We start from the raw sequence: 19,936 nt of genomic DNA, 5'->3' as shown, positions 1-19,936 counted from the left end.
ATAGCCATAACGACTTGTTCAGATAAATAAGACACACCGCTTTCCATTAAATGCAAAACCTTACCCCCACGAAAAAGCCCCACATGCGGGGGCTTGTTTCTGAGTCTTGGGTGGAAGGCGACAATGCAGCCCTCCTTGGGCATGGGCAGCGGATTAAGCAATTTCAAACGTGAAGGTAAAAAAGTGATTTCACCCTTAGGCTGCATAAACAGTTCCAGTGCTTCCCCACGATCTATGCCATACAGATCCATTGCAGCTTCGTGGGCGAAGTGGACACAGTTATAACGTTCCTGATCGTATTGCCGATCAAGTAAATGGTCATGACCTTTCATAATGCCCCCTTGAGACCAGTGAAGCGATCCAGCGAAAAGATGTCACCCGTCTTGGCGGTATTCAGTCGCGGTGATTCAGCTTTGAATGTGACTGCCTTGTGGTCCATTGCTACGCCTGAGAGTTGCAGGCCAAGCAGGAAGTACATCGGTGTATTGAGATTGTCTGAGCTATAGAGCCGGTAATTTACCGTTGGCTTAATATCCGGATATTGCCCCTCCATCACCCGCTCAAACTCATCCGGCAGCACGTCACCCAAGCCTGATATTGAAATTGTTAAGGACTGGTCCAGATCCCCCAGCATGCCTGATCGCTGGATCTCGGCAGGCAGGTATTCATAGAACAGCTGGCTGTCATTCTCCTTGTGCCGGACATAAACGCCTTGATCATCATTACGGACCACACGATAGGTATTAATGAATGACGGATGTGTTAGCTCGATACACTCCAGCTGATAAATGTCGACCGTGCGATTGAGAAAGAACTTTGCGTATTCCTGATCCATCACACCACCCAATCTTTAATTAAGGCCTGATCAGCAGCCAGGTTTTTCTGATTCTGTACAACCTCCAGTTGGGCATTTACCCGGTACAGATTGCCGTTGACCTCACTGGTTTTGAAAGTACCTGGCATGAAGTTGCACAGGTATTGCTGACGTGTGCCCTGATCGATCACCAGATCCACATAAAATGAAGCAGGCTGGCTTTGGTAAACCCGCCAGAAAGCCATCATTTTATTGAAGTCAGCTTTGCTTAGGCTCCAGTTCACATCGACAATATGGCTATTACGTTTTACATCGATGTAATAACGGCCACGGCCACCATCAAACTGCTGGCGTTTCACATCATCACCTGGTGTCACGCCATAGCCACTCGTTTGAGGATTAAGTTTTAACTTGTACATAACTTTCCTTCAGGTAATAAAAAAGCGCCTGACGGCGCTTTAGATAAGTTTCAATCAATATTTATTCAGATGCTACTTACTTAAGAGTAAAGTTATTATGTGCATGCATTCTAAGTAAAGAAGGCATGGTCATGCACTTTATCCCAAACTGAGCAGCAGCATCTGGTATAAAAATTCTTGCTTTTGCAGCAGGGTTAGATAGTTCCTCTGTCACTATCACATAATTATAAGCCATAGCCGTAGCAATCAAATGAGCATCTGCACTTTCTGGTTTAGCAAACTCGTCTTTAGCTTTAGTTAGAAAATGGGGATTGCCATAAGCCCATTGCATTAATTTTCCATATTGAACAGCTACATTTTGATCAGACAAACTAGCCACAAACATACTTTGAGGAATGGTCTGATTTCTTAATAGCTGAGAAAGTTCATCTTGAGATGAAACAGGTTTAATCATCTCATCAAATACTTTATCGATGCTATAAAACTTATCTGCTTTATATCCATTAACCAACCAATCCCAGAATCCATTGCAGAATGATGGATGATAAGAAATATTATGTGATTGAATAAAGATATTAGTATCAAGCAGATATTTTGTATGCATTAAATAACGCCACCTATTTTCATAATATTTTGCGGGCTTGCATTTAATAACTTCCCTGCATCCCTTAATAACAGTTTCCCAGATAAAGCCTGATTTACAACAGTTCTAGTTAAAAGATAGCTATTTCTACCTGGAACTAAGTTTATAAAACTTGGGCTACCCTCCTTTTTAGGAAGTTTACGGTAAGCTTCAAATTCTTGTTTTTGAATTTCTTGATATTCAGCAATATTATACAATCCATGAGTTAATGCTAGTCTAGCTACCATCAACTTGCTGACACAAAACTCTTGCGCAATACAATATAAATCGCCTTGGTGTCTTTCCCAAGAATTTAAAAACTCATTCTTGGTAATCAATACTTCTGCAGCTATTCTATTACACAATACTTCATTTGGATCATTGCCATAAATATCCAAGTCATCAACCCCAGATTCGCCCAGCCAAACATGAGCCAATTCATGAGCTAAAGTAAATATTAAGGCAGCAGGCATGTCCTGACCATTTAAGAATATTGCTGGAGCATAGTCATCAATTAGCACAAAACCTCTAAACTCTTCAGTATTTAATGGTTTTCTTGTAGCATTTTTAACCATGCTATTTTTAAAAACCAAAATACCTATTTCCTCACATTTTGTTATTAATGTTTTTAGATACTCTTCCTTACTTTTTTTTGTATTTAAATCATATGGTAAACCAATTTTTTTTCTAATATCTGTTGCAATAGCATTTACATCTTGGCTATTTCTATATTTACCAACAAACTCTAATTTATCCGCAAAATTTTCTTTTAAAAAATCTACATACCATTCTTGTTTAGTTTGTACATCTTCCAAAACTTCAAAAAAACCGTCACTTAGAGGTAGTGCATTAGGACTTTGTCTTAGATCGGGAATTTTAGGCTTATATAAGCTTTCAGGTGGTTCATTCAAAAACAATGCACCAAAAGGAACTTTGGTTAATTGAGCAAACTCCTCAGCTTGTCTAATAGAGAAGTTACCCTCTAATAGTTTTTTTTGAGTACGTTCAACTTCAGAAATTTTAGACACAGCTTCTTCAAGGCGCAAACCAATATTGTTTGCAGCCCATACAAGCATGTTATGACTAAAACTTAAGTTGCTCATGGCGTATATATTTCCAATATTTATAAAATATCGCTTACGCTCTATTTTATCATTTGCTGTAATTTAACATTATTAAAGATTTGTTCAATAGTTAGAACATAAGATAAGTAAGGCCATGACAATTTGTGTCAAAAAGTGCAAAACCTAATCACCTTATAAATTCAGTTAATTGATTCTTCTCAAATTGAAAATGAAACCACCCCGAAAGGTGGTTTATGCTGATTAACGATTACGCCGTGCAGTCGTGTTAGTTGAAATGGCTCGACTAATCGTCGAGCTAGGATTATCAAGTTGTTCACCTACAATCCTCGGTACCTCACGTGGCAACTTTTTGTCTAGCTCATCCTTAACAATAAGCCGGACAGTATTCTCATCCAGTTGCTCTGCTTCGACCGTTGCTCCTTTCACTTGGTTCACCACTTCAATTTTAAAGTTGATCATAGGTGTCATTGGTTGAACTGAAGCTATCGCCTCAGCTTGTGGCCGTGCAGATCTGCCTAAAGTGAAATCATGGACATCCTCAAGATTTGAGCGATCCTGAACTAAACCATTCGGTGAGAAATACACTTTACCATCGTGATACAGATCCGATCCGGTAGAGATCTTTGGAGTCTCTGCAGTCTGATTCGCCTTATAGATAATCTGGCCATCTCCAGATTGATTGAAGATGTTTGATTTCTTCTGGCTTTCCATAAAGGCGTTAGAGCTTATCATTGCACGTCGCATAATATTGTCAGCTGAAGCATTGTTGTTAGTGAGGAATGCTTCAGGGTTCGCACTCTTACGCATATTCTCAACTAAATTGACACCACCCCAGCGTTTAATATCATCCTGTGACCATACGATCTCGCCTTTATGAACAGATCCGGCAACCTCGTATTTACCTCCTTTACCCGTATAACCGCCCTCAGCAAAGCCTTGGTCCTTGATTGCACGGATATTGCTGATAATGTTTGCACCTTGAGCAATCGCACCTGCAATTAATGGCAAGTTTTGAGGGAAACCAACCTTTGCAGCCTGAGCAATGTTCTGTTGAATCGCAATACCGGCTGCTGCGATCGCATAGGCTTTATCTGCAGCAAACATGATCTTGTAGGCCTTGGATTGCTCACCGAACATAGAGCCAAACATCGATGTTACTGAACCAATCATTTGCCCACCGAGAGCAATTTGAGCATTCAGTCTATCTTGTTGGTACTTGTCCTCAATTTCTTGGGCATTTTGTGCATATTCATCATAGATGATATTGCGTTGTTCAAGAGCGGCTTGCATGATCGCTGTTTTCTGATCTTCAAAATCCTGCTGTGATAAAAGACCGGCCTGGAGTTTAGAGTTGATATCCTCAATACCACTCTGCTCGTTGTAGTCAACTGCTGCGGACTTGCTATCAAACAGATCCTGAGCTGCACCAAGACGGCTAAAACGATCCTGATCCTGGCGATAAAACTCGCTGGTACCATTCATGTCGGCCTGAATACCGCCCCAGTTCTGAACAGCACCGGTAATCTTGTCACGCATCTCCTTTTCCTGATTGGCTTTGGAGAGCGTAATCAGTTTTTGGCTTTCTTCAATACTGAGCTTGGTATTATTTAAAATTTCCTCCCGCTCTAATCGATACCGTTCATGCATGGCTTCAGTTTCAGACATCAAGACTAATTTAGCCTGGAACAAGCGCTGTTCTTGTGCCAGCTTTAACATGCCCAATTCTTGTCGTTGCTGTAGATCGAGTAATTCAACCGCTTTCTGTCTATCAGCTTTACTAAGTTCAATGTCATGGGCGGCATTGAATTTTTTACGTGCAAAGTTTTCTTCTAGCAATTCAGCTTCAGTTTTTTGGAACTCCTTGTAGTCGTCTAACTTTGTGCGTAAAGCCTGTTGAGCGATCGCAATATCATTGTCTGCACGGCGTTGGAGTTCAGCTTTAATCTCAGCACTACGTTCAGGGCTGAAATTCGCTTTATCAACCTCCTCTAATTTTTGAGCCAGATCATTGCGGATCTTGGTTTGCTGATCAGCAACCTCGTTTGACAATTGAACTTGTAAACGTGCCTGCTCTTCAGCCATTTTTGTGGCTTCTTGAAGCATCTTTGAAAAATCTTTTGATGAAATATCACCAGCTGAATATCCATTGATGCCTGCCATGTAGCCCTGAAAATCTTTCCAGTATTGGTTGTTATATTTACCAATACCTTTACCTTTCTGAACATTCCCCTCACCGGCATGATAAGCACGTACAGCCTTTTCCAGATCACCCTTAAACAATTTTAGAAGGTAGGACATGTACTTACCTGCACCTTCAGCTGATTGGGCTAGATCAGTTCGATCTTTAACGCCGTATTGCTTGGCGGTGCCGGATAAGAACTGAAAACCACCAGTTGCACCCGTGCCTTTGTTGTAGGCTTTGGCATCTCCTTTTGATTCAATCATGTGAATCGCAGATAACGTTCCTGCAGGCAGTCGGTATTTAGACTCGACATTAGAAAATCCAAATTTTGATGCATTAGCCTGAACCTTGGAATTGACAGAAAGGATCTTCTGTTGTTTTTCAAGCTCCTTAGTTTGATTACGTTTAGCCTCAGCAATCTCATCTTCTTTCTGCTTTACCGCATCCAATGCATTTTGAGCTAAAACAATCTTTTTAATTTCAGCATCTGTAACAATTGCTGTAACACCTTCACCTAATGCTTTTTGTTTTTCAGCATGAAGCTTATTGATCTGATCAATTACCTCCTTACTAAAACCCAAATTCATGTAGGCCAATCGTTCATTTGCGGAAAGAACATCCTGAGATAAACTTTCAAAGTATTTTGTTTGTGCCTTACTAGCTTTCTCTGCCGCCACAGCATTACTATTTAATTCATCTGTATTGGCCTTTACTTTAGGTACTGCATTTTGTGCTTGGTTACCCGCTAAAATCACCTCAACACCAAATAATTTCAGCTTTGCCGCAGCTTGACTCGCTTTGATAGCATTTTCATCATATTGGCGGGCTTGATCCTTTAATTTGTCATAAAGATCAGTCGGTAACTTAATTGCATTAAGACGCTCAATGGCTTCTTTATAACTAATAGTACCTAAACGAGCTTCATTAGAAATACGAGTAACTTCAATATTACCTTGAGCATAATTCTGTATCTCGATTAATGCTGAAGCGACACCCTGTTCAGTTTTCTTTAACTCCTTATTTTGAGCCTCAAAAGTTGCTGTTAAATCTTCAATCGCTTTTTTCTTGTCATTGCCAGACAATTTCTTTAACTGCTCATCTGTTTTCTCAACAATTTTCGCTTGTTCTGCCAGCTTTGCATTTGCTTGTGCTGTACGCTCTTCAAGATACATGTAACCTGCTGCTAGGGCAGTTACACCAATAGTAAGTGCTCCAATTGGTCCACCAACCAATCCTAGGGCACCAGTTGCCAAGCTTCCAAAACGTGAGGTTACTACTGTTAATCGAGCTTGCGCTGCTGTTTGAGCATTGGTCGCAGCTGTCACTGCAGCCTGTGCTTGGGAATATCGTAGTGCTGCAGCTGTAGCACCATATTTCGCTTGAGCTTCAGCATTTGTTGCTCTGATATTTGCAAGATGCGCTTTTGCTGCATTAAGTGTAGCAGTAGCTTCAGCAACTTCTGCCTGTGTTTTGGCAATAGTTACTTGACGACTTGCACTGGTTGAAATAATAGAATTCTTGACAGCAACAGTTTTAGTCACAATTGCCTTGGTAAGATATGCAACACCACCAAGGATGGCAATATCGGCAATAAGATTGAGGTTCTCAGAAAGTGTTTGGATAGATCCAGATAATAGCTGTGCTGCCCCGGTTCCTTTCCCAGCTTCCCCTATAAACTTGGTAATTTCATTACTTAAGAGAGTTAGAGACTGGCCAATGGTGACATCAGTCTTTCCAAATAATTCATCGACATTACCCTGTACTTTGGTTAATGCTTTAACGATCTCTTCCGATGTAATCTTACCTTCAGCAGCAACAGATCGTAACTCACCAATCGTAATACCCATTCCTTGAGCAATAGCTTTTGCCAAGGCTGGAGTCTGCTCCATTACAGAATTCAGTTCTTCTCCACGAAGAGTACCACTGGCCAACGCCTGCCCGAACTGGACCAATGCTGCATCGGCCGATTGAGCAGTTGCTCCACTAATCGCAACAGCTTTAGAAACTGTCTCAGTTAATCGAGCAGTTTGATCCATAGTCAGGTTTAGAGTTTTAGCATTATCACTAAAGCGCTGGTAAACCTGCAGTACAGAATCCCAAGATGAATATGTTTTTTGAGCAATGTTAAATGTATCTTCTGTCGCCTTATTCAGCTCTACCTGATCTTTAGTAACCAGTTTTAAACGGTTCTGTAAGCCCGTATAAGCATCCATTTGATTAACGGCTGTATGAATTGTAATCAAACCAGCCATATAACCAACTAACGCCCTAATGGAAGTTGAGTAAGCATTAAGCTTTTTCTCTTGCTTATCGATTTCCTGAGTCGTGTTCTTTAAAGTTTGTGAGAATTGCTGATTTTGTTGCGTGACTCTCTTGGTGACCTCAGCGGTTTTATTTATCGTTGAGTTACTATTGTTAACTGTGGTATTAAAATTCTGGACAATATTATTAGTAACAGAAATCTGTTTACCCATGTCTCTTGTTGATTGTGTTGCTGAATCTCCGCGTTCACTAATTTTTGACATTTCATCAGCCAAGGCTTTGGCGTTTCGTTCAGCATTTTTGGAGTCAATTACAATGACTAAGCGGGATTCTTGCGTCATTTTGTTTTCCTATAGGCAATAAAAAACCCGCTTTCGCGGGTTCACAATGAAAATTATAGACTTTTGCTTTGCTAGCCTATTTCTATGGATCTTTCACTTAATAGGCCAAACTGGTGTTCCAAGATTTCTTTAATCTCTCAGCTTCATTCTGCTGTTTAAACGAATTGTATTGGTCCTGAATACTCTTAAAATTATCTTCATCCAGCTTTGTAAAGTTAATGTCTTTCGCACCATTAATTCTTTTAATGTCACTATTTAGAAAGACATTAGAACCTGTAAAGCTTGCAATTGGAACATGAGCCACTAATTCACTATCACTCCCATCACTTTCTATCTTATATAAGTAAGTATTTAGTGATTTTGGACTTGTTTCATCCTTGCTTAACACAAAGATATATTTGCACTGATATAGGCCTCTTAAAGATGCTCCATAGGAGTTTTGAGCCTCATAATCAATATCAACTGTTAAATCTCGAAATCGATGTTTCTCCTTTTTAACATTTTCCTTAATAACTCCATCACTGATAATTTGATTACCAAATACACTATAAATATCTGCAGCTTTAGCAATATTTGTAGCAACATTTATTTGGCTTATTTTTAAACTCGAAGGACTTTTAAGTGACTCTGTAAGATACTTCTTACACATATCAGATGTAGTATTAATCAAATTTTTATCTAAAGAAGTATTGGACTCTGTACAACCAGTAATTCCTAAAACCAAACTCAATAAAATAATCTGTTTCATATAGATATACCTTCTAAACTAAATCTAACTTAACGAATGGCTCAAATTGAATCATCAAAAAATTCAATAATATCTTTTAACTTACCATCACGTAATAGATCCTAATTCCACCATTGAGATGCTCATATTTTATCAGTCTGAATTGAGAGTTCTCTATGAAAAATTCTCACATTTCCATTACAGGATTAGAAAATTCAAGTCGAATAAAGTCCTTAGAAAGCATATCAACTCCTAAAAAATTTATTTGCATGTTTCCCTATCTAAAGTAATGCTTTCAAGCGTTTTCCCAGCTCTATCTTGAAAATTAACTTCCACTTTTAGATTGTTGACTCGCATATATTTATACTTAAAATGCTCCCCACACCAATCTTTTACACTTTCTTCTGTTTTTAGAAATTGAGCAAATTTATTCTGATTGACTTCTGAAACCCCAAAAGAATTAGAAAAATTTATTATCGTTCGATATGGAGTTGTTGTAATAGAAGTAATTTCTATTAAATTATTCGGACTAAAAGGCATTAATTTTGCTGTTCGATCATTTGCATTTTTAAACACCTTATTTGCAAGATTAATATCTATATACTTGAATTCGCCATCAATAATACCAAGCTTTTGAAATAATATATCTTCATTAACATTTGTATTTGCCAATGCATGGAAGCTTAAAGGAAAGAACATTGATAAAATAATAACTCTAATCATAAATACACCCTCAATTATGGGGGTTAATTTAACAAACAGTTTTCATGTAGTCATTAAAAAACCCACAAATGGCGGGTTCATTTATCACAAATAATTCGAAAAGAACTTCCTAGTCCCCGTATAACTGTTTTATAAAACGAGCAGCCTCGTCTTCATTAATTGTAATGCCCTGGTAAGAACCATGCCCACTTGCTGAAGGAACCGTATCTATCGTAATTTTTACCATTCCATCAGGTGATGTAAATGTAGAGACAGCAACGATATGAGCTGGGTTAAGATAGTTTTCGGAATCAATTTTGATTAGCATGATTTTTCAATCCTTTTTCTTTCTATTTTTTATACCAAATCAACTGTAACTCTTGTTAATTCCGTTGTAATTCAATTGTTTCAATGATGATAGGAATGTAGCTACATATGTCTTAAATTTTCTCAGAATGAAGCAAAAAATATCCCATCACCTGTAGATAGCTTGGATTCTATGTAATCTAATTACAATATTTTGACCATAGATCATTCATAGCGCTAGCGGACCATATGGAATCAGTTTTATTATTCTCAATAGCAACCATATTGTCATTTGTTAAAAATACATAGCGGCTATACCCTACATACCCACCAAACTTATTTTTAAAATTAACTTCCCCACAATTGTTCTTTTGATTTCGGAATTTAGCAGACTCAGGATCGAAAAGCTGAATTTTTACTGCAGCTTCAGCCAAAGAAATGTTTGAATTCTCTCTATATTTTTCATCAGATAAACTCGCTTGCTCTTTATTAATTTTATCTTTGCCATCTCCCTCAAATTTAGCTTTTTTAACAGGCTCCAATTGAACCATCTTTTTTATATATTCTTCAATTCGATTAGCTTGGGCTTCCACTCGATCATCTCTATCAATTTTAGATTTTAGAATAAAACCTACTATTATTATGATTAGAACAAAAAATCCAATTATTGATTTTTTCATTTTTTTATCTCACTTGCTGCCTACTTTTTTTCAAATTCTTAATACGGCAAATAAGGACTGTAGATACAGCCTTTTGTACTTATATTTGTATTCAGAAATTGTACAAATAAACCCATCATTGTTGTAAACAATAACAAGGCCTATATCCCCTCAATTTTGATAGCCTATTTTCCTATGTGATATCTAAGCAAAAAGCTTCAGTTGAATTTCTGATGGAGTTTTTATTATCAAAAAATGTACCAATTGACAGAAAAAAGAGGTATCCCCTGATATTAAATATTTCATAATTATTCCATTTTTTAATTTATGAGCATATTTTACCAAATGGTTAAATTTAAGTCATTAAAAAACCACCCGAAGGTGGCATTTAATCTAATGAGGATTGATAAAATAGAAATACAAAATAAGAGCCCCCAGTAAAATGCAGGCTAGAGTGAGATAGAACCCAACTGTATTAAAACTTTTTAAGAATTTAACAATATCCATATTTTTCAACCCCTTGAAAACTTACGTGAATTATCACATATTTTTAAGAAAATAGTGATTTAATTCACGATAAAAGCATCATTTAGCCCGACCACTGTCACTTTTCGTCTTCACCTTTTTATAGGCTTCTTCCAGAAACAGATCATCCAGCGCAAAGATGCAGTCATTAAAGATATGTGGACCAACAGGCAGATCGTTGTGCTCGGCATAAACGTTAATGGCCTGCTGGTCTATTGATAACGGCATACCCTGCTCATATCGTCTGGATCTACAAATTGTGCTGAAGGCTAAGAGAATTGATTCAGCAACATAGGATGATTCAGGTGGCTCAGGAATATGACCACCTAAGAACTTGATTTGTTCGATTTCGTGCGGCGATTTCGATGCGTACGTTTTTTGGTACTTGTAGAGCTCAATGACTTTCCCAGAATAACGGCCTTGTCCTTATCCGCATTTTCCTGAATCTTCTGAGCTTCAGTTTTAATGAATAACCAGATGGCCACACCGATGTCACCAAGGTTGAATAGCTTAGATGCATTCTCGGCTGTATAAGGCATATCAGTCTCAACCGTTTTACCGTTCACTACCTCAGCGAAAAATACGCCCTTCCAGTCTTCAATCAGATGCGCAGCACAGGCATCCATAAGCAACTCATGATAAAGCTTGTCTGCAGGATCTGTGGCCATCACGTCATAGCCTTTGGATGTAATCTGATTACCTGCCCGTTCGATCGCAACCTGAAACGGTTTATAGGCAATTCCACGGATCTTGAATTCGGCCTGAACCTCACCATTATCGTTCTTGAACTGGCACCATTTAGATGCTTCTGAACTTTTTACAATACCGACTTTTAACGCCATAACGACCTCTAAAATTTAAGCAATAAAAAAGCCCATGGCATTGCACAGGCTTGGTTTTAATTAGATGAATACTTGTGTACGCGCTTATTACAACAGCGCACGTACAATGGTTGGGCTAGTACGTACCTGGGCAAAGTTGATGTCTACTGTGATGATGTCATCACCACCGCCGTCTGGATGATTGGCTTCCATGACTTCCAGCTGCGGAAAATTCAGTGAGTACTTGCTGCCTTTGTTATCCGTAATATCGAATCCTAAGGTAAACACATCACGGGTTTTAATGGCATCAATCCATGCGGCAGATATGGCAGAGAACATGAAATTACCGTTTACACCGATATCCATCATCTTCTCTAAGTAAAACTCTGGTGTGTATTTGCCAGATCCGATACAGCGGATCGCTTCCAGGTTGTTATTAAAGTTAATGGTGAGTGACTGCAGACAAGCTTTACCTTGGATCGACTGGCCATTAATCAGCAACTTTTCAACATTCGGCATGCTGACAACCGGACGGCTTGAAGCTGGTACCGGATTGTTCACTGGATTGACTTGCTGACGGGTGAATGAGCTACCCACCAGACCAAAGTTGCCTGTAATTTTTCCTGTAGTCTGAATCGTGATTTCACCGGTATTAACCTGTACACCACGATAAATAAAGACTTGGCCAATATCCTCAAAAACCTTAACCAAGGTCAGCGATTTACGGATACCGCCGCCAAAGCTTAACGAATTGGCGGCCCAGTTATTAAAGGCCAGTACACTCAAGAATAAGTCAAAAGTGCCAAGTGATAATTCAAATTCCAGTTGGCCAGTGACTTCAGCTTCAGTTACCGAAGCGCCTTGGCGGAAACGTGAATCAACCACCTCATTACTTTGTTCGGTAGATACGTTTTCTGATAATCCATCTGATACACGGCGAAAGGTGTACCAGACTGGATTTGCTGGAGTGGTACCGAGCACTGCCTCTTCACAAGCATATAATCGGATTTTTGCGCCTGAACTCATTTATTGTTCTCCAAATTTTAGGCATTAAAAAACCCGCTGTTTAGGCGGGCTATTAAAGTGATTCGTTTGTCTGCTCTTCATTGATTTCGGGAGGTTCCATCCCTGTCATAGCATCAGCCACTGCCTTAGCCAGATTGGTTGGCTGGAACTCAACAGGTGTTTCAGGAAATGGTTCATCCGATTCCAGTTCAGGCTCAGGTAAACTATTAAGTCGAATACTAATAAACCGGCTTTCTGGAATATCCATCGGATTATCCAGATCAGAAACAATAGATGCAGATTCAAAGTCGAATTTTTTCTTATAGGTCTTAATGGAAATATCACCATTTTCTAAAGTCTGATATTCGACACTGACAAGAATATTTCCTTTGGCATCTTTTGGCATCTCGATGTACCAACCTTGTTCTGCAAAGCCTGTAGAACCTTGTAAGAGATAGCATCCTACATCATTCCGGAAGAACTTAATTTCTTGTTCCTCAGCCTCACCGTTTGGTTCGATTCGATCAGCATAAAGATTGACTACTGGAGAAGCGGCCTTAATAAAACCATTTGAATCTGTTTGCGTATTACTCTCATCCAGAATTTTAAAATAACGCTTAACCTTCATTGATCCAGAGTTAACCGTCATAGTCCCATGATATAAACTATGGCGTACATTCATCGGGTACATCATGGCATGTGCATTTGCCACTCCCACAGTAAAGTACTGCGCGGCAAACGTCCCTGCAGGTAAACCAATTGCATCACCTACTCCTTCGCCATGTCCCGTAGAATCTCCACCGGTACATCTAATTACCTGGCCATTATTGTATTCAGCAATGTTGAGAGGCACCCGACCATAATCTGGAGTATTGGTACCTAAGCCGAAAGCTCCAACAGCCATTAGATCACCTGAATTCACCCCAACGTTATATGATGCTGCTGAACCTAAACTTACCGGGGAAGATGCCGTCACAGCATAACGCCAAGGTGTGTAAGTACCATCGGAACCAGCTGTTCGTAATGCAAAGTCAGATTCCAATCCATAGGAATAAGCCAGTTGTAACTTACCTGCACCGGTTATATAAGTACCTTTTGTCTCTACATAAAACAAACGGGATTTTAAACCTGTAGGTCTGTTTGCCATTTCTCCATCTGATCGGGCAAGCAATAATCTGGTACCCGTGGGTGCCTCATTAAGATCAGCAAATGGAGGTGGATTTGCTCCGTTACCAGACCAGTAAATATCTACGCCATTGGAATAAGCTGCTTTAAAAGTATCTCTCGCAACAGGAATATTATATCCATCAGCACCAATATTTGCTTTTGCTGCTGCACCCGCACCTTGTACCTGAGAAATATCCGGTGTTAAATTTGGAATACCAGAAGCAAAAGGCAGCATAAATTGTAACTTACCAGGTGCGGCATTATAGGGATAAGGTCGATGCTCCCAATTAAACTTAAAAACGAGATTGGCCATTATGTTGTCACTCCATCAATGACCTGAAACGTCAAAGTTTCAGAATGTTGAGTTACACCGTTCACCACGGCCTTAAGATCCATCTGGACCAGTCCCAGTGGCCATGCTGCAGTACTTGCTCCAGACTTCACATTCAACCAGCCTTTCTGTGTAGCCTGATTTAATGCAGCACAGGTTAAAGTTGCCACGGCAGCACCAGTATCCAAAGCCTTAACCTGAGATGTAAAAGCATAACCGGTCAGGTTAATTGCACGGCGCACATCATCAGGCAGAAATTGCAAAGCCTCATCCATATCGACAAGCTGCAAATTCAGGTTAAAGGTGTCACCGCGCTTAAAAACAAAATTGCTCATAAGTGATTCCTATAGACATAAAAAAACCACCGATGAGGTGGTAAGTGATAAAAAATATTCAAACTGGTTTAATTGATTTTATAGCCGATCGTTACGTTGTACTGGATGAAATCGCTATCCTTGCCTGCATTGACTGCTTGCCCCTGCAAACACTCCAGATGATCAATACTGAAATACTCGAAATGAACCAGTATTGCATCACTGAGCTCAGTAATCGCTTTCTCTCCAGTATGCAGTCGGTCGAAGCATTGGATCATGATGTTGCCGGTTCGCCGTGTGCATGGCCTGTCAGCAATTCCTGAAATAAAGCTTGATCCACCTGCTATCGTTAAACGACACCACAGGCCATTTTTAGGCACTTTAAATTCTGGTGCATTCGGATACTGGATTCGCGCTTGATCGATGCCAGTGAAGCCCTGCATGCGAGCAATGATGGCTTGTCTTGCCTGCTCTAATGTCATTGCCATGTTAGCCACCGTATTTTTGGGAAATAAAGTTAAATGTGGTGCTATAGATGCCCTGTGGTGCCTGATCAGACCAGCCATTTTCCAGACGTTCTGCATATGGAAGATTGTTCTGGATATAGACCAGATTTCCCAGTTTGATTTTAACTGCCTGAATTGCAGCATCCTGGTTAGCATTTACCTCAGGTTCACGTATACCCATATCAGCAGATCCGATAGAGACAATGTGAGAAGCACGATAAGCACCAGTGTCAACTGGACTTGAAACAACCAAGGACTGAACTGTATCCATCACAATATTTTTTATATGCGTTTCTGAACCGCTGACGATCTGCACGGCGAATTCAGTTGGCTTTTTGCCCTTCCATGCCATCTTTCACCTCACTTGCTTCATACATCTCAAAAAGATCCTGAGCGATCGCTTGAATTGAATAGGCTTCAAATTCACTACTCGGCTCACGCTCACCCATTAATACTCGTACTTGCTGCCAGAGGTGAACCGCTTCATGCAAAAGCAGCCCATATACTTCGATTAGATCTCGGCCTGAAGTATCGCCAAGTTGAACAACCGCATAAGTCCCTTCCTGGTAATAGTCAACCTGAGCAGCTGCTCCTTCAATAGAAAGAAACTGATCAGACTCTTGCATATCATCAAATAACAAATCCATATGAAGTTGATCGCGGGCCAGCGTATATTGAATATGCTGAAATGGTGACATATACCACTCAGGCACATAGTTTGTATTTACCATGGGATCTCCTGTTAACTTGGTAATGACGTTTCAGTGAGTTCGCGTCCATCAAATGAGTAATGAATAAAAATGCCATCCTTATAATCGGGATGGCATTCGCAATGAAAAAATGTGTGTGGTTTCAGATCATCATCAGGTACCACCTGCACACTGTCGTGAAATCTATATACTGTCCAGCTCATTACACCTTCCTCAACTGACATTTCCAGATTGTTTCCGCTGGATCCTGCTGAATATGCATGACTCGAAACTTGCCAAGTGGTGTAAACCACTCATCATCAATTTGCGGTGTCATGGTGACTTCATTCTGCAAAACAACCGCCTTTTTATCGGTGGCCAAGACCCCCAACGTCTGGATCTCGTATTGATTGTATGAGCCAAACAAAACACCACGGCCAGAATAGTTCTCTTTAATCGTCTTATGCGTTTCAGTCAGAGGATTCCAATCAGTTTTAATGATCCGCTCACACGAAAAGGATTGAACAACATCTGCCAGATCTTCATTAAATGCCTCGGCAATGTCTGCCTGCAGTTCATCACGTAAGCCCATTAGATCCTCCGAATAAAGAATACTGAAGAACGTTTGGTGAATGGCTTAATCAGATCCAGAATGTATTGTTCAGTTGCATTCAGCTTTACAGATCCATCCTGATATTCTTTTTCAGACTCCACCGTATCGGCCTTAACCTTTTTACGTTTTAAGGCCTGTTCCTGTCCTTGGTAGAGCTCACCTTTCATAATGCCCTTGATGATCTCGTATGAGGCTGTTTTTAGTGCTTTAGGAACTTGTGTCACATCTCCATACGGTTTCACGTTTCGGGCAATCAGATAGGCTTCTGCCTTTTGCAAATAATCAGCCTTATCACTGGCAGATAAAGCATCAAAGCCTTGCACATGTTGAATCGCTTCTTGTTCAGTGATAAAGCTCATGGATTATTCCTTTGGCTCTTGAGGGATAAGTGCCAGCAAATCGTCTTTACGGGTAACGCCGTCAAATGAAATGCCTTTTTCGGTTAATACTGCTTTGATTTCATCAACCTTGAGAGATGAATAATCAACAGGCTTATCCTGTTCCTGGTTATCGCCCACACCCGTTTGATTCTGATTACCTGCACCGGCTTCCAGCTCAGCAATACGCGCTTTCATTGCATCAGGATCATTTTTGAATGCAATAAACTCACCCTTTACGCCTGCCAGCTGCTCTTCAAGTTCATTCACTTTTTCTTGTGTCATTTGTCGTTCCCGTGCCCGGTTAAATGATGAAAGTCCCATGTGAGGATCTCCAAATAATTATTTAGGTTGCCTTTGCGTAATTACCGAAAGGCAAAAATACTAAAGGCGGGATTACCCGCCTTTTTGTTATTTGATCTTGTGCTTAAATGCCACGATCCGGATCTGTTTAGGATCGTATACACGCTCCCAGTTTGTGCCTTGGGCAAGACCAGCATTATTCGGTGCAATACCGGTTGCACCTGCCCATTTGATACCACGTGGATGTAATACAAAGTGACGGCGGTTAATCAGAATGTCTGTACCAGCAAGGCTGTCACGATCCGTTTCTACGCCAACCGGTGCACCGATATCCTGAAAGCCGATCGCACCTTGGCCAAACAGGAATGACGTGAATACATCACCATCCACAGGCATGCCATCATCAACAATGACACGGCGGTCCATAAAAGTTTTATAGAGCAATACGCCGTCAGCATCACGGACCGTTTCAATCAGACCTTGTTTAGATAATGCAGCCATAGTGAATGAATGCATTGAGATCGCCGTTAACTTATCGACTGCATCACCAAGCTTGTATGACGCATCAACAAAAGAATGCCCATCAATCACAGCTGCTGCTCCAGCACCTGCCGAGATGTCATGCACGTTATCTTCCATACTGGCTGCACCAAACACCCCCTTAAGGGTATTAACAGTAAAGCCTTGGAACTCTCGCGACCAGTAATCTGCGACAAGATCACCCACCGCACCCAATGGATCATCACCGGATAAAGCTTTCGCCAGGTCATTTGCTCCCCATGCTTTACCACGCGCATGAAGGATTGCAATATCCTGGCCTGAAGTAATATTGTTTACAGTAAGTGCTTCGGAATCTGACAGCACTTCTGACTCACCACTTAAATCATTCCAGAAAGGAATATTGACAGTGGTTCCCCCTTTGGTCCCAAATGCCACCTCCACGTCAGGCACACCCACAATGCCGGATTGCCATAACGCAGATTTCTCTGCAGTTTTATTTAAAACGTATGGGGTGAATAATTCTGGAACGATTACATCAGCAATTTTTGTTTCAGCCATTTGGCCTTCTCCTTAGTTTTTAAAGTTTAATACCGTGTTTTGCAGCAAGCTCTTTGGCTAGCTGCGGATTGTCATTACGTAATTGCGCAAGTTTGGTGAGATTTACTGAGCCATCTGCTTTGAGGATGTCGACCTGACCTTTTGTATTGGTACTACCAGGTGCACCAGATCCGTTTGCTTTTGGCCAGAAGTAAGGCTTTTGCTCGCGTAGGGATTCAACCCACTCTTTTGGGGTCTGCGGTGTTTGGCCATCTTTGCCAATAATCACTTCACCGTTTTCATCAACAGCAACCGCTTTGCCGCTTTCATCTAATGCAAATTTAGCTTTAGCTAAGAACGCAATATCACCAGTTGCTTCAGGTAGTGCCTCAAGCTCTACAGCTGCTTGAATGATTTGCCCTTGAATTACTGAATCCTTAAACTTATTGGCATAAGCTTCAGCATTGTTGGCTCGCGTTGTTTCGGCATTGAGCAAACGGGCATGTTCTTCACGCATCTTCTCGGTACGCTTCTGAATCACTTCATTTACTTTGCCTTCAGCAATCAGCTTGGCTTCTTCGTCCTGGTCAAGTTGGGCAAACACCTTTTTCACAATTTCCGGATCGATACCCTCAAACTGCTTCTGTAGGCGTTGTAGTTCGCGTTGGGCAGTCTTAGCGGCATCACGCTCGCTTTGTAGTGCAGACTTCAAGCCCTTCGGATCTTCATAGCCTTCTAGGTCAAGGCGGAACTTCCCGTTCTCCTCAACATATAAAGCACGATGTTCTTCTTTGATCTGGTCTAGTGAATCCACAATAAATGGCAATGACATGTTCAAACCTCTCGTTTGATTGAATGGAGCCTTATCACAAGGCATAAAAAAAGCCCCATCATTGATAGGGCTTTTAAAGATTTACAAAATTCAAAGGGTTAACTGTTTCAACTCTCTATTAGGTTTCGTATACATTTTCTTTTTGAGCGCTACTAGTACTGCAGAATTGAAAATTGACAATACGCCGTAGTAGATAAAGGCGATCAAAATTGAGGCAAAACCTTCTTCTAATAAATAAAGAGTTGTAAACGCCAGTAGTATCCCTCCAGCTAGTCGAAAAAGAGAAATACAAGGATCTATACAACCTTCAGATATCTCTCTTAGTGATTGTTTATATCTAAAATTAAAGAAGTAATAGAGTATCCATAAAATAATTCCGATCGATGAAACAACAAGGGTCGCACTAATACCGACTCCATCATACTGATCATTTAATGAATTTATTAAATTCTCTACTCCTTTAACTCCCTTAATAGAATACGTAAATCCCATAATGATTAAGTTAATAATCATTACAATCCAGAACTCAACATGAAGGAATCCAATAAATTTTCTTGTTGAAGAAACAATGGTTTTTACAATTTGCATTTAAATATACCCTCTTTATTATTAGGTATATTTAAAGTATTACTTTTTCGAATTAAGCTGCAAGACTTTTACCCACTCAGGCTTTTTCGATCCAATTCTTGAAGCTCGTCCAGAGAATACATGCGCCCTTCTGGATCAAAGAACTTATCAAAATCAAACTTACCTTCTTTATAGAGCTTGTACCGTTTCGGGCCTAACCACTCTTTTTGAAAGAAATCGTCTGTTTTCTTAAAAAACTCTTTGAAAGTCGTATTTGCATCAATCTGGCCAATCAACTGATCACGCTCATCTTTAGGTATGTCCTTAACTTTACGTTCATCCATCACGAATGGACGTTCACCTACTAACAGGCCATCTTTATCAACTGGCACAAGAATCGATCTACAGTTTGGGTGAAGTGGCGGTACACGTCTGGCGGGATCATTGATCTCCCAAACCGAGCCATCAAGCGATGCACACAGCTTTGATGTTCTCCCATCCAATGTGGCAATAAATCTCTCGTATTTAAAACCAAGCTGGACAAAACTTTCATGATAGGCCTGATTAGCAACGTGGCTGCGGACAGTCCTCACCGTACGCTCTATATCTGCTTTGGAGGTACTTAAAAGCCCATCTTCATAATTCTGGCGTTTGGTACCACGAATCCGCTGGATAATTTCCTGATTTGTCTTACCACTGCTGATCCCATCCCGTATGGCATACTCAACC

General features: G+C 40.3%; 25 protein-coding genes. All 25 read right to left on the bottom strand.

Features of this window, described 5'->3' with window-relative positions:
* Positions 1–332, bottom strand: a 332-nt coding sequence (locus ACNQO6_RS18205; RefSeq protein ID WP_440209876.1) for a hypothetical protein, incomplete at its 3' end; no start/stop codon positions are given.
* On the bottom strand, positions 329–835 hold the full coding sequence (locus tag ACNQO6_RS18200) for a DUF1833 family protein (protein WP_005231582.1): 507 nt from the start codon (positions 833–835) through the stop codon (positions 329–331). The genes ACNQO6_RS18200 and ACNQO6_RS18205, both read right to left, overlap by 4 nt.
* A complete protein-coding gene (locus ACNQO6_RS18195; RefSeq protein ID WP_416650540.1) occupies positions 835–1,233 on the bottom strand; it encodes a hypothetical protein in 399 nt (132 codons plus the stop codon). Before ACNQO6_RS18195 ends, ACNQO6_RS18200 begins: the two co-directional genes overlap by 1 nt.
* 76 nt (positions 1,234–1,309) lie before the next feature.
* Positions 1,310–1,837: a DUF4411 family protein gene (locus ACNQO6_RS18190; protein ID WP_440209875.1), complete on the bottom strand. Its 528-nt coding sequence runs from the start codon at positions 1,835–1,837 to the stop codon at positions 1,310–1,312.
* A complete protein-coding gene (locus ACNQO6_RS18185; RefSeq protein ID WP_440209874.1) occupies positions 1,837–2,958 on the bottom strand; it encodes an ImmA/IrrE family metallo-endopeptidase in 1,122 nt (373 codons plus the stop codon). The genes ACNQO6_RS18190 and ACNQO6_RS18185 overlap by 1 nt, the downstream gene beginning before the upstream one ends.
* Before the next feature lie 222 nt (positions 2,959–3,180).
* On the bottom strand, positions 3,181–7,725 hold the full coding sequence (locus ACNQO6_RS18180; protein ID WP_440209873.1) for a tape measure protein: 4,545 nt from the start codon (positions 7,723–7,725) through the stop codon (positions 3,181–3,183).
* Positions 7,726–7,822: 97 nt separating this feature from the next.
* Positions 7,823–8,473: a hypothetical protein gene (locus ACNQO6_RS18175; RefSeq protein ID WP_440209872.1), complete on the bottom strand. Its 651-nt coding sequence runs from the start codon at positions 8,471–8,473 to the stop codon at positions 7,823–7,825.
* A gap of 240 nt (positions 8,474–8,713) precedes the next feature.
* A complete protein-coding gene (locus ACNQO6_RS18170) occupies positions 8,714–9,175 on the bottom strand; it encodes a hypothetical protein (protein ID WP_440209871.1) in 462 nt (153 codons plus the stop codon).
* Positions 9,176–9,284: 109 nt separating this feature from the next.
* On the bottom strand, positions 9,285–9,482 hold the full coding sequence (locus tag ACNQO6_RS18165) for a hypothetical protein (RefSeq protein WP_440209870.1): 198 nt from the start codon (positions 9,480–9,482) through the stop codon (positions 9,285–9,287).
* A 178-nt stretch (positions 9,483–9,660) separates the two neighbouring features.
* The gene (locus ACNQO6_RS18160; RefSeq protein ID WP_440209869.1) at positions 9,661–10,140 is read right to left on the bottom strand and encodes a hypothetical protein; all 480 of its coding nucleotides are present in this window, start codon (positions 10,138–10,140) and stop codon (positions 9,661–9,663) included.
* A 564-nt stretch (positions 10,141–10,704) separates the two neighbouring features.
* The gene (locus ACNQO6_RS18155) at positions 10,705–10,872 is read right to left on the bottom strand and encodes a hypothetical protein (protein WP_440209868.1); all 168 of its coding nucleotides are present in this window, start codon (positions 10,870–10,872) and stop codon (positions 10,705–10,707) included.
* Positions 10,873–10,970: 98 nt separating this feature from the next.
* Positions 10,971–11,486: a hypothetical protein gene (locus tag ACNQO6_RS18150; protein WP_440209867.1), complete on the bottom strand. Its 516-nt coding sequence runs from the start codon at positions 11,484–11,486 to the stop codon at positions 10,971–10,973.
* An 87-nt stretch (positions 11,487–11,573) separates the two neighbouring features.
* A complete protein-coding gene (locus tag ACNQO6_RS18145; protein WP_440209866.1) occupies positions 11,574–12,491 on the bottom strand; it encodes a phage tail tube protein in 918 nt (305 codons plus the stop codon).
* A 52-nt stretch (positions 12,492–12,543) separates the two neighbouring features.
* Positions 12,544–13,950 carry a hypothetical protein gene (locus ACNQO6_RS18140; RefSeq protein WP_440209865.1) on the bottom strand — a complete coding sequence of 469 codons (1,407 nt, stop codon included), beginning with the start codon at positions 13,948–13,950 and terminating at the stop codon, positions 12,544–12,546.
* Positions 13,950–14,303, bottom strand: coding sequence for a hypothetical protein (locus ACNQO6_RS18135; RefSeq protein WP_440209864.1), 354 nt, complete (start codon positions 14,301–14,303; stop codon positions 13,950–13,952). Before ACNQO6_RS18135 ends, ACNQO6_RS18140 begins: the two co-directional genes overlap by 1 nt.
* Before the next feature lie 68 nt (positions 14,304–14,371).
* Positions 14,372–14,770: a hypothetical protein gene (locus ACNQO6_RS18130; protein WP_440209863.1), complete on the bottom strand. Its 399-nt coding sequence runs from the start codon at positions 14,768–14,770 to the stop codon at positions 14,372–14,374.
* 1 nt (position 14,771) lies between these two features.
* Complete coding sequence (locus ACNQO6_RS18125; protein ID WP_440209862.1) at positions 14,772–15,140, bottom strand: HK97 gp10 family phage protein; 369 nt, start codon at positions 15,138–15,140, stop codon at positions 14,772–14,774.
* Entirely contained in the window at positions 15,112–15,519 is a 408-nt protein-coding gene (locus tag ACNQO6_RS18120) for a hypothetical protein (protein ID WP_440209861.1), read from the bottom strand. Before ACNQO6_RS18120 ends, ACNQO6_RS18125 begins: the two co-directional genes overlap by 29 nt.
* 181 nt (positions 15,520–15,700) lie before the next feature.
* Positions 15,701–16,069 carry a glutamate 5-kinase gene (locus tag ACNQO6_RS18115; protein WP_440209860.1) on the bottom strand — a complete coding sequence of 123 codons (369 nt, stop codon included), beginning with the start codon at positions 16,067–16,069 and terminating at the stop codon, positions 15,701–15,703.
* Complete coding sequence (locus tag ACNQO6_RS18110) at positions 16,069–16,449, bottom strand: hypothetical protein (protein ID WP_440209859.1); 381 nt, start codon at positions 16,447–16,449, stop codon at positions 16,069–16,071. Before ACNQO6_RS18110 ends, ACNQO6_RS18115 begins: the two co-directional genes overlap by 1 nt.
* A 3-nt stretch (positions 16,450–16,452) precedes the next feature.
* Entirely contained in the window at positions 16,453–16,791 is a 339-nt protein-coding gene (locus ACNQO6_RS18105; RefSeq protein WP_440209858.1) for a HeH/LEM domain-containing protein, read from the bottom strand.
* Between the two features lie 87 nt (positions 16,792–16,878).
* Positions 16,879–17,829 (bottom strand): major capsid protein, encoded by a 951-nt coding sequence (locus tag ACNQO6_RS18100; RefSeq protein WP_440209857.1) that lies wholly within the window; start codon positions 17,827–17,829, stop codon positions 16,879–16,881.
* A 19-nt stretch (positions 17,830–17,848) separates the two neighbouring features.
* Positions 17,849–18,640, bottom strand: coding sequence for a hypothetical protein (locus tag ACNQO6_RS18095; protein ID WP_005231321.1), 792 nt, complete (start codon positions 18,638–18,640; stop codon positions 17,849–17,851).
* A 90-nt stretch (positions 18,641–18,730) separates the two neighbouring features.
* Positions 18,731–19,228 (bottom strand): hypothetical protein, encoded by a 498-nt coding sequence (locus ACNQO6_RS18090; protein WP_032866658.1) that lies wholly within the window; start codon positions 19,226–19,228, stop codon positions 18,731–18,733.
* Between the two features lie 68 nt (positions 19,229–19,296).
* Positions 19,297–19,936 (bottom strand): minor capsid protein (locus ACNQO6_RS18085; RefSeq protein ID WP_440209856.1); only part of this gene is annotated, 640 nt, incomplete at its 5' end.

This window comes from Acinetobacter calcoaceticus (assembly GCF_051947995.1).
Taxonomy (GTDB): domain Bacteria; phylum Pseudomonadota; class Gammaproteobacteria; order Pseudomonadales; family Moraxellaceae; genus Acinetobacter.
Note: the sequence above shows the minus strand (reverse complement) of the source record. Positions and strands in the feature narration are given on the sequence as shown.

Bases quoted from the DNA above. Each gene is read 5' to 3' on its own strand.
- ACNQO6_RS18190 (WP_440209875.1), bottom strand. From the start codon at position 1,837: ATGCATACAAAATATCTGCTTGATACTAATATCTTTATTCAATCACAT.
- ACNQO6_RS18195 (WP_416650540.1), bottom strand. From the start codon at position 1,233: ATGTACAAGTTAAAACTTAATCCTCAAACGAGTGGCTATGGCGTGACA.
- ACNQO6_RS18105 (WP_440209858.1), bottom strand. From the start codon at position 16,791: ATGGGACTTTCATCATTTAACCGGGCACGGGAACGACAAATGACACAA.
- ACNQO6_RS18130 (WP_440209863.1), bottom strand. From the start codon at position 14,770: ATGGCAATGACATTAGAGCAGGCAAGACAAGCCATCATTGCTCGCATG.
- ACNQO6_RS18155 (WP_440209868.1), bottom strand. From the start codon at position 10,872: ATGCCGTTATCAATAGACCAGCAGGCCATTAACGTTTATGCCGAGCAC.
- ACNQO6_RS18185 (WP_440209874.1), bottom strand. From the start codon at position 2,958: ATGAGCAACTTAAGTTTTAGTCATAACATGCTTGTATGGGCTGCAAAC.
- ACNQO6_RS18175 (WP_440209872.1), bottom strand. From the start codon at position 8,473: ATGAAACAGATTATTTTATTGAGTTTGGTTTTAGGAATTACTGGTTGT.
- ACNQO6_RS18110 (WP_440209859.1), bottom strand. From the start codon at position 16,449: ATGAGCTTTATCACTGAACAAGAAGCGATTCAACATGTGCAAGGCTTT.
- ACNQO6_RS18180 (WP_440209873.1), bottom strand. From the start codon at position 7,725: ATGACGCAAGAATCCCGCTTAGTCATTGTAATTGACTCCAAAAATGCT.
- ACNQO6_RS18150 (WP_440209867.1), bottom strand. From the start codon at position 11,486: ATGGCGTTAAAAGTCGGTATTGTAAAAAGTTCAGAAGCATCTAAATGG.
- ACNQO6_RS18160 (WP_440209869.1), bottom strand. From the start codon at position 10,140: ATGAAAAAATCAATAATTGGATTTTTTGTTCTAATCATAATAATAGTA.
- ACNQO6_RS18115 (WP_440209860.1), bottom strand. From the start codon at position 16,069: ATGGGCTTACGTGATGAACTGCAGGCAGACATTGCCGAGGCATTTAAT.
- ACNQO6_RS18145 (WP_440209866.1), bottom strand. From the start codon at position 12,491: ATGAGTTCAGGCGCAAAAATCCGATTATATGCTTGTGAAGAGGCAGTG.
- ACNQO6_RS18125 (WP_440209862.1), bottom strand. From the start codon at position 15,140: ATGGCATGGAAGGGCAAAAAGCCAACTGAATTCGCCGTGCAGATCGTC.
- ACNQO6_RS18170 (WP_440209871.1), bottom strand. From the start codon at position 9,175: ATGATTAGAGTTATTATTTTATCAATGTTCTTTCCTTTAAGCTTCCAT.
- ACNQO6_RS18165 (WP_440209870.1), bottom strand. From the start codon at position 9,482: ATGCTAATCAAAATTGATTCCGAAAACTATCTTAACCCAGCTCATATC.
- ACNQO6_RS18095 (WP_005231321.1), bottom strand. From the start codon at position 18,640: ATGTCATTGCCATTTATTGTGGATTCACTAGACCAGATCAAAGAAGAA.
- ACNQO6_RS18120 (WP_440209861.1), bottom strand. From the start codon at position 15,519: ATGGTAAATACAAACTATGTGCCTGAGTGGTATATGTCACCATTTCAG.
- ACNQO6_RS18135 (WP_440209864.1), bottom strand. From the start codon at position 14,303: ATGAGCAATTTTGTTTTTAAGCGCGGTGACACCTTTAACCTGAATTTG.
- ACNQO6_RS18100 (WP_440209857.1), bottom strand. From the start codon at position 17,829: ATGGCTGAAACAAAAATTGCTGATGTAATCGTTCCAGAATTATTCACC.
- ACNQO6_RS18200 (WP_005231582.1), bottom strand. From the start codon at position 835: ATGGATCAGGAATACGCAAAGTTCTTTCTCAATCGCACGGTCGACATT.
- ACNQO6_RS18140 (WP_440209865.1), bottom strand. From the start codon at position 13,950: ATGGCCAATCTCGTTTTTAAGTTTAATTGGGAGCATCGACCTTATCCC.
- ACNQO6_RS18090 (WP_032866658.1), bottom strand. From the start codon at position 19,228: ATGCAAATTGTAAAAACCATTGTTTCTTCAACAAGAAAATTTATTGGA.